This window comes from Mitsuaria sp. TWR114, from assembly GCF_007997345.1.
On the sequence record NZ_VOSR01000262.1, the window covers coordinates 1 to 7,709 of the forward strand.

Sequence of the window (7,709 nt, forward strand, 5' to 3'; positions counted from 1 at the left end):
ATGTAGCCGTTGCCGCCGAGCACCTCCATCGCCTCGCCGGTCAGCTCGACGGCGCGCTTGCAGACCCAGAACTTCGCCGCCGGCGTCACCAGCCGCATCCAGGTGCGCTCGCCGGGATCGTCCTGGCGCTCGAAGGCCTGAGCCAGCCGCAGGCTCAGCTGCATCGCGGCCTCGCTCTCCAGCGCCAGGTCCACCAGCACCGCCCGCATCAGCGGCTGCGCCGCCAGGCGCCTGCCGAAGGCGCTGCGGTGGCGCGCGTAGTGCAGCGCCTGCACCAGCGCCTGGCGCAGCATCGCCGCGCTGCCGACGACGCAGTTCAGCCGCGTGTAGGTCGCCATCTCGATGATGGTCGGGATGCCGCGGCCCTCCTCGCCCATCAGCACGCCGTGGGCGTCCTGGAACTCGACCTCGGAGCTGCTATTGCTGCGGTTGCCGACCTTGTCCTTGAGGCGCTGGATGTGGACCGCGTTCTTCGTGCCGTCCGGGCGCCAGCGCGGCACGAAGAAGCAGCCCGGCGCGCCGTCCGGTGTCTTGGCCACGACCAGATGGGCGTCGCACATCGGCGCGGAGAAGAACCACTTGTGCCCGGTGAGCCGGTAGTCGGCGCCGCGGCCGCCGGCGCCCACCGGCTCGGCGCGGGTCGTGTTGGCGCGCACGTCGGAGCCGCCCTGCTTCTCCGTCATGCCCATGCCCAGCCAGATCGAGCGCTTGTCCGCCAGCGGCAGGTCGCGGCCGTCGTAGTCGGTGCTCAGGAGCTGCTCGCGCAGCGCCGCCCACAGCGCCGGCTCGCGCCGCAGCACCGGGATGCTGGCCTGCGTCATCGTCGCCGGGCAGAGCGTGCCGGCCTCGATCTGTCCGTGCAGGTAGAAGCCGGCGGCCCAGGCCGCCCAGCGGCCGGGGCGTTCGTCGCGCAGCGGCATCGCGACCAGGTCCGCCCGCCGGTAGGCGGCGAGCAGCGCATGCCAGCCGGGATCGAACTCGACGCGGTCGATGCGCCGGCCGCGCTTGTCGAAGCTCTCCAGCGTCGGCGTCACCCGGTTGATGCGCTCGGCGATGGCCTGGGTCTCGGGACGACCGAGCCAGATGGCGTACTCGGCCAGGCCCGGCACGAAGGCGTCCGCGCCGGCGCGCGCGAGCGCCTCGCGCAGCGCCGGGTCGATGGCCAGCGGCGAGTGCCCGGCCAGCTCGTCGACCTGGTTGGTGACCTCGTGGGTGCGCCAGCCCGTGGCCCCGGTGGCGGCAGCGGGACCCGCGGCGGTGGGGACATCGGGGGCGCCGGGCGCGGTGGGTGTCGTGTCCATGGGCGACATGGTGGGCGTCTCCTGCAAAAGCTGGATGGTCCCCGGTTCCTGGCGTGTCCTCTGGATCGGGGTCGCGGCGGGGGCCATCCTCGCCTATCGCGCGCACGCCAGCCACCGGCGTGCCCATCCAGCTTGTTGCAAGGGTTACACCGGATGTCAGTCCTGACAGGCCATCGCGGACGCCGGAGCCCCTACATTCGCGCAGTCGTCCGGACCAGCCACAGCAAGACCACGACCTCGGGCCCTCCGAGGCAACCGGCGACACCTCGGGACGCGGCGCCTGCCGCACCTCCAAGAACATCTGGAACGGCCTCACCACGGGCCGCGAACAGAGGGGGCCGTCCCGTTCCCACCCGAGCGAGTCCGGCCATTTCTTCGGGAGATCTCACCGATCCATCACGTAAGAAAGAGGCGATATGACACAGGCATTCATCCAGCGTTTCCTGCGCGTCAGCATCATGGCCGCCGCGGCTACCGCCGCCTGCCAGGCCCTGGCGGCGGATCGCGTCCTGCTCGACGACCAGTCTCCGGTGAACACCACGATGCGCGCGTCGAGCGCTCCCCAGAACGCGGGCACCGCGCTGGGACTCGCGGCCAGCGACCTGCAGGCCGTGCGCAGCCAGACCTACCCCAGCGGCAAGGTCGTCACCCGTCACCAGCAGTACCACCAGGGCGTGCCCGTCTGGGGCGAAGGCGTCGTGGAGCACCGCGACACCAACGCCGGCACCTCGCGCTACTCCGGCAGCCTGCTGACCAACATCCAGCAGGACCTGAACACGGTGCAGCCCGGCCTGACCGCGCAGGGCGCGCTGGCCCAGGCCAAGGGTGCCGTCAATGCGGTGCTGACCGAGAACGAGCAGTCCAAGCTGTACGTCCGGCTCAATGCCAACGGCAAGGCGCAGCTGTTCTACCTGGTGTCCTTCATGCGGCATGACCGCCAGGAGCCCAGCCGCCCGCACTTCATGATCGACGCCACCACCGGCGCGGTGCTGGAGCGCTGGGAAGGCCTGGCCCACCGTGACGCCACCGGCCCCGGCGGCAACACCAAGACCGGCCGCTACGAATACGGCACCGACTACCCGGCGCTGCAGGTCACCGACACCTGCCAGATGAACTCCGGCAACGTGATCACGGTCAACCTCAACGGCAGCACCAGCGCCAGCAACACGCCCTTCCAGTTCACCTGCTCGCGCAACGAGTACAAGCAGATCAACGGCGCCTACTCGCCGCTGAACGATGCCCACTTCTTCGGCAACGTGATCTTCAACATGTACCGGGACTGGTTCAACCTGCGGCCGCTGACCGGCACCCTGTACATGCGGGTCCACTACGGCAGCAACTACGAGAACGCGTTCTGGGACGGCACGGCGATGAGCTTCGGCGACGGCCGCACCACCTTCTACCCGCTGGTCTCGCTGGACGTGTCGGCGCACGAGGTGAGCCACGGCTTCACCGAGCAGAACTCGGGCCTGGTGTACTCCGGCCAGTCCGGCGGCATGAACGAGGCCTTCTCCGACATGGCCGGCGAAGCCGCCGAGTACTACCGCAACAACGGCAGCAACGACTGGCTGGTGGGCGCGCAGATCTTCAAGGGCAGCGGCGCGCTGCGCTACTTCGACGATCCCACGCGCGATGGCAGCTCCATCGGCCATGCGTCCAACTACCGCAGCGGCATGGACGTGCACTACTCGAGCGGCGTCTACAACCGCGCGTTCTACCTGCTGGCCAACAAGCCGGGCTGGAACACGCGCAAGGCCTTCGAGGTGATGGTGGACGCCAACCGCCTGTACTGGACCGCCAACAGCACCTTCAACCAGGGCGCCTGCGGCGTGGAGAAGGCGGCCACCGACCGCGGCTACGCGATGGCCGACGTGACGGCGGCCTTCGCCACCGTGGGCGTGAGCTGCAGCGGCACCACGCCGCCGCCGACCGCGACGCCGCTGACCAGCGGCGTGCCGGTGACCGGCATCTCGCTGGCCAAGGGCGCGACCAAGCTGTACAGCATCGCCGTGCCGGCGGGCCGCACGACGCTGACGATCAAGCTCTCGGGCGGATCGGGCGACGGCGACCTGTACGTCAAGCGCGGTTCCGCGCCGACCACCACCAGCTACGACAAGCGCTCGATCGGCTCGACCAATGCCGAGACCATCACCTTCTCGTCGCCGACGGCGGGCACCTACTACGTGCTGCTGAGCGCGTACGCGACGTGACGAGCACCTCGCTGGTCGCCACCTACTGATCCCCGCCTGAACCGACTCCGGCGCGCCGCCTTCGTGCGGCGCGCCGGCTTCGCCATTCCTGGAGAAACCATCCATGCGTCAGTTCTTCATCCTCAGCGCGCTGTGCGTCGGCATGGCCGCGCTCACGCCGGCCCATGCGGGCGAGAAGGTCTGGATCAGCCTCGGCGACGCCGCGCTGGCCCAGTTGCAGAAACACCGTCCGGCCGCGCGCGCGGTCGCCAGCGTCCAGGCCGATGCGGCGCAGGACGGCTCGGCGCTCGCGGCCGCCAGCGCCTCCGCCTCCGCGCGCGCCGTGCGCAACGAGGGCCTGCACCTGGTCGAGGTCGACGAGGACGTGCTCGCCTCGCTGAGCCACTCGATCCACGAGGAGCTCAAGCGCTGCGGCGGCTACATGTACCACCCGACGCGGGAAGCGGGCCTGGCCTCGCTGCAGCGCCACAGCACGCCGGTGGGCGCGCAGCGGCTGGCGGCGGCGCTGGTGGCCTCGCGGCCCAGCTACGTGATCGACCAGCAGTCGGTGGTGACGCCCATCCTGTCGCAGATGCAGGCCAGCAACATCGGGCAGACCATCGTCGACCTGTCCGCCAACACCAACCGCTACTACACCAGCAGCAGCGGCGTCGCCGCGTCGAACTGGCTGCGGCAGAAGTGGACGACGCTGGCCGGCGGCCGCACCGACATCAGCGTCGAGCAGTTCAGCCATCCGAACTGGGCGCAGAAGTCGGTGATCGCCACCATCCAGGGCACCGACAACGGCAGCGAGGTCATCGTGATGGGCGCGCACCTGGACTCGATCAACCAGTCCGGCGGCTCGGGCGAGACCATGCGCGCGCCCGGCGCCGACGACGACGCCTCCGGCGTGGCCAGCCTGACCGAGGTGCTGCGCGCCCTGGTGCAGGCCAACTACAAGCCGCGCCGCACGATCAAGTTCATGGCCTACGCCGCCGAGGAGGTCGGCCTGCGCGGCTCGCAGGAGATCGCCAACAGCTTCGCCGCGGCGGGCGTCAACGTGGTGGGCGTGCTGCAGCTGGACATGACCAACTACAAGGGCGCGGCCAACGACATCTACCTGTTCAGCGATTACACCGACAGCGGGCAGAACACCTTCCTGTCCAACGTGATCGCGACCTACCTGCCGACGCTGCGGGTGGGAACCGACCGCTGCGGCTACGCCTGCTCGGACCATGCGTCGTGGAATGCCAAGGGCTACTTCGCGAGCATGCCCTTCGAGGCCGGCATGAGCAGTTCCAACCCCTACATCCACACCGCCAACGACACCTACGCCAACATGGGCAGCCAGGCCGACCATGCGCTCAAGTTCGCGCGCATGGCCGCGGCCTATGCGGTGGAGCTGGGCAGCGACGGGCCGGGCACGCCGCCGCCGGTGGACCGGACCGAGAACTTCAGCGGCAGCCTGACGCGCGGTCAGAGCCGCAGCTTCGGACCGTTCAAGGTGGCCAGCGGGGGCGCGCTCGCGGCCAGCACCACCGGCACCGGCGACATCGACCTGTACGTGCGCAAGGGCGCGGTGCCGACGACGTCCACCTACACCTGCAAGTCGGACGGGTCCAGCTCGACCGAGGGCTGCAGCGTCACGATGACGGCCAACGGCGATGTCTACGTGCTGGTCTACGGCTACTCGGCGGGCAACTACCAGCTGAAGGTGACCTACCGGCCGCAGTGAGGCGGGACGCGCTCCAGCGGTGATCCGGCGGCGCTCCGCGGCTGCTGTCGCGGCGCCACGAGCGGCCGGCTGGTGCGACTTTGCACCGGCCGGCCGTCAGCCGCGCGTGCTAGAGTGCCGCGATAGATTCGCGCAAGGCCTTTCTTCAGAGGTCTTCTTCCGCAGCCCCGCCGGTCCTCCCGGATCCCGCGCGCGTGGCCTGCCCAGCATTCCCCCCGCTGACGGTTCTTGAGTGTGTCTGTCCCGGCGCGCGCCCGCGTGCCGGGTATCTCCGTTCATCTTCTTCAAAAAAGGAAACACCATGACGACCAAGACCGGCACCGTGAAGTGGTTCAGCGACGACAAGGGCTTCGGCTTCATCACCCCGACCGACGGCTCCAAGGACCTGTTCGCCCACCACAGCGAGATCCAGAGCTCCGGCGGCTTCCGCACCCTCGCCGAAGGCGCGAAGGTCGAGTTCGAGCCGAAGGACGGCCCCAAGGGCCCGCAGGCCTCCAACATCCGCGTGATCTGAGCGGACCGCGCCGTCCCTCAGGACGGCTGCGCGGGCAGCTCGATGCGGAACTCGGTGCCCGAGGCACCGGTCTCGACCGCGATGCGCCCGCCGTGTGCCTCGACGATCACGCGGCACACGAAGAGCCCCAGGCCCATGTTGCCCGCGGCGGGCGCCTGCGCCCCACCGCGCACCAGCGGCTCGAACAGCCCGGCCCGGACCTCGTCCGGGATCGGCGCACCTTCATTGCGCACCGACAGGTGGCGCCACGCGCCCCGAGCCTCGGTGCGCACGACGATGGGCCGCCCCACGGCCCCATGCTCCACCGCATTGCGCAGCAGGTTGGCGATGACCCGCGCCAACCGGTCACCATCCCACCGGCCTTCATCCGACGTCTCCAGCACGGCATCGACCGTGATGCCTGGATAGGCGCCGCGCACCTCGTCGATCGCGGCTGAGGCCAGTGCGCCCAGGCGCTGCGGCGCGCGTCGCAGCAGCAGTTCCGCGTCGAGCTGACTGCGCGCGTAGTCCTGGATGTCGTCCAGCATGTGCGCCATGCGCCGGGCAGCGGCGGTGATGCGCGCGGCCATCTTCTGGGTCGTCGACGCCGAGATCGGCGCGCGCGCCAGCAGCTCGCTGCTCATGGCGATGGCGTCGAGCGGATTGCGCAGGTCGTGGCCCAGGATCGCGAGGAACAGGTCGCGTGCCCGCTCCTCGTCGCGCCGCTTCTGCTCGAGCGCCTTGGACAGCGCCCGCAGCGTGTCGCGCTGGCGCAGCAGCGCACGCAGGTTGGCGATCAGCACCTCGTCGTCGACCGGCCGCGTCAGGTACGCATCCGCGCCGCCTTGCAGGCCGCGGACCTGGTCGTCCTCGGCGATGTAGACGCCGGATACCAGCACGATGGGCACACCCACGCCGGCCTCCGCCGCGCGAAGCTGGCGACAGACCTCGTAGCCGCTGATGTCGGGCAGCAGGACGTCGAGGATGATCGCGTCCACGCCGGTCGCCAGCCGCAGCGCCGCGGTCCCGTCGGCGGCCTCGATGACGGCGAAGCCGGCCAGCTCCAGCCGACGCCGGAGCGCGTAGCGATGCGAGTGATCGTCGTCGACGAGCAGGACGGTGCGTCCGCCCGTCGCTGGTGCTGCGTCCATGCCATCCTCCCTGGCGGCGCCTGGACTGCCCGCGCCAGCGGGTCGCGCCGAGCGCAGAGGGTAACGCATCGCGCTGACGCCGCCGCGACCGGCCATGGCGGTAGTAGAGTGCGCCGGTCACCGCCGCCCGACCTGCGCGCGCAGTGACGATCGCAGAACGACAACGACCGCTGAAGAAGGAGCCCACGACATGCCAAAAGGCGAGCAACGCAACGACAAGGCCAACAAGAAGCCCAAGAAGGACACCGGCGCCCCCCGGGAGACGTCCTCCGACCGTCCGGTCGCGCCCGTCACGGCCGTGATGCCCAAGGGCAAGCTGAAGAACAAGGCGGGCTGAGGCCGCCTCGGGCCCGTCCAAGGCGCACCTCGGGCCCGCCCACGGCTGGCGGGCCAGGACCCGGCGGGCAGCACGCTTCCCCGCGTGCCGTCCACGCCACACGGCGGCCCGGTGGCTGACCCGTCCGCTCGGCAACCCGGCGGACAGAGGAGCTCGGCGCCCCTTCAGCCGCTGACGATCACGCCCCGCTAGCCAGGAACGCGGCGGCGCCCTCGCCCGCGACGACGCCGCTGGCCATCGACGCCGTCAGCAGGTAGCCGCCGGTCGGCGCCTCCCAGTCCAACATCTCGCCGGCGAGGAACACGCCGGGACGGGTCTTCAGCATCAGCCGCTCGTCCAGCGACTCCAGCGTCACGCCGCCCGCGGTGCTGATGGCCTCGGCCACCGGGCGTGCCGCCACCAGGCGCAGCGGCAGCGCCTTGAGCGTGTGCGCCAGCACCGTCGCGTCGGCGTAGGCCTCCTTCGTCAGCACCTCGTGCAGCAGGCCGGCCTTCAGGCCCTCG

Annotated in this window: 7 protein-coding genes; 4 read left to right on the top strand and 3 right to left on the bottom strand. The window is 70.5% G+C overall.

All coding sequences use genetic code 11. The features are described from left to right. Nucleotides 1–1,310, bottom strand: a 1,310-nt coding sequence (locus tag FUT87_RS11390) for an acyl-CoA dehydrogenase family protein (RefSeq protein ID WP_255511775.1), incomplete at its 3' end; no start/stop codon positions are given. A 407-nt stretch (nt 1,311–1,717) separates the two neighbouring features. On the opposite strand from FUT87_RS11390, the gene FUT87_RS11395 reads away from it, so the two are divergent. From FUT87_RS11395 to FUT87_RS11405, 3 genes are all read left to right on the top strand, one after another. After that, nucleotides 1,718–3,511: a M4 family metallopeptidase gene (locus tag FUT87_RS11395; protein WP_255511776.1), complete on the top strand. Its 1,794-nt coding sequence runs from the start codon at nt 1,718–1,720 to the stop codon at nt 3,509–3,511. Nucleotides 3,512–3,614: 103 nt separating this feature from the next. Further along, the gene (locus tag FUT87_RS11400; protein WP_147241094.1) at nt 3,615–5,225 is read left to right on the top strand and encodes a M20/M25/M40 family metallo-hydrolase; all 1,611 of its coding nucleotides are present in this window, start codon (nt 3,615–3,617) and stop codon (nt 5,223–5,225) included. 301 nt (nt 5,226–5,526) lie between these two features. Beyond that, a complete protein-coding gene (locus FUT87_RS11405) occupies nt 5,527–5,739 on the top strand; it encodes a cold-shock protein (protein ID WP_091722629.1) in 213 nt (70 codons plus the stop codon). Between the two features lie 17 nt (nt 5,740–5,756). Here FUT87_RS11405 and FUT87_RS11410 read toward each other — a convergent pair whose 3' ends face one another. Continuing rightward, on the bottom strand, nt 5,757–6,869 hold the full coding sequence (locus tag FUT87_RS11410) for an ATP-binding protein (protein ID WP_186830485.1): 1,113 nt from the start codon (nt 6,867–6,869) through the stop codon (nt 5,757–5,759). A 190-nt stretch (nt 6,870–7,059) separates the two neighbouring features. On the opposite strand from FUT87_RS11410, the gene FUT87_RS28675 reads away from it, so the two are divergent. Further along, entirely contained in the window at nt 7,060–7,206 is a 147-nt protein-coding gene (locus FUT87_RS28675; RefSeq protein WP_186830486.1) for a hypothetical protein, read from the top strand. Nucleotides 7,207–7,384: 178 nt separating this feature from the next. Here the strand turns inward: FUT87_RS28675 and FUT87_RS11415 are convergent. Beyond that, nucleotides 7,385–7,709, bottom strand: a 325-nt coding sequence (locus tag FUT87_RS11415; protein WP_186830487.1) for an NAD(P)/FAD-dependent oxidoreductase, incomplete at its 5' end; no start/stop codon positions are given.

Bases quoted from the DNA above. Each gene is read 5' to 3' on its own strand.
- FUT87_RS28675 (WP_186830486.1), top strand. From the start codon at position 7,060: ATGCCAAAAGGCGAGCAACGCAACGACAAGGCCAACAAGAAGCCCAAG.
- FUT87_RS11410 (WP_186830485.1), bottom strand. From the start codon at position 6,869: ATGGACGCAGCACCAGCGACGGGCGGACGCACCGTCCTGCTCGTCGAC.
- FUT87_RS11400 (WP_147241094.1), top strand. From the start codon at position 3,615: ATGCGTCAGTTCTTCATCCTCAGCGCGCTGTGCGTCGGCATGGCCGCG.
- FUT87_RS11395 (WP_255511776.1), top strand. From the start codon at position 1,718: ATGACACAGGCATTCATCCAGCGTTTCCTGCGCGTCAGCATCATGGCC.
- FUT87_RS11405 (WP_091722629.1), top strand. From the start codon at position 5,527: ATGACGACCAAGACCGGCACCGTGAAGTGGTTCAGCGACGACAAGGGC.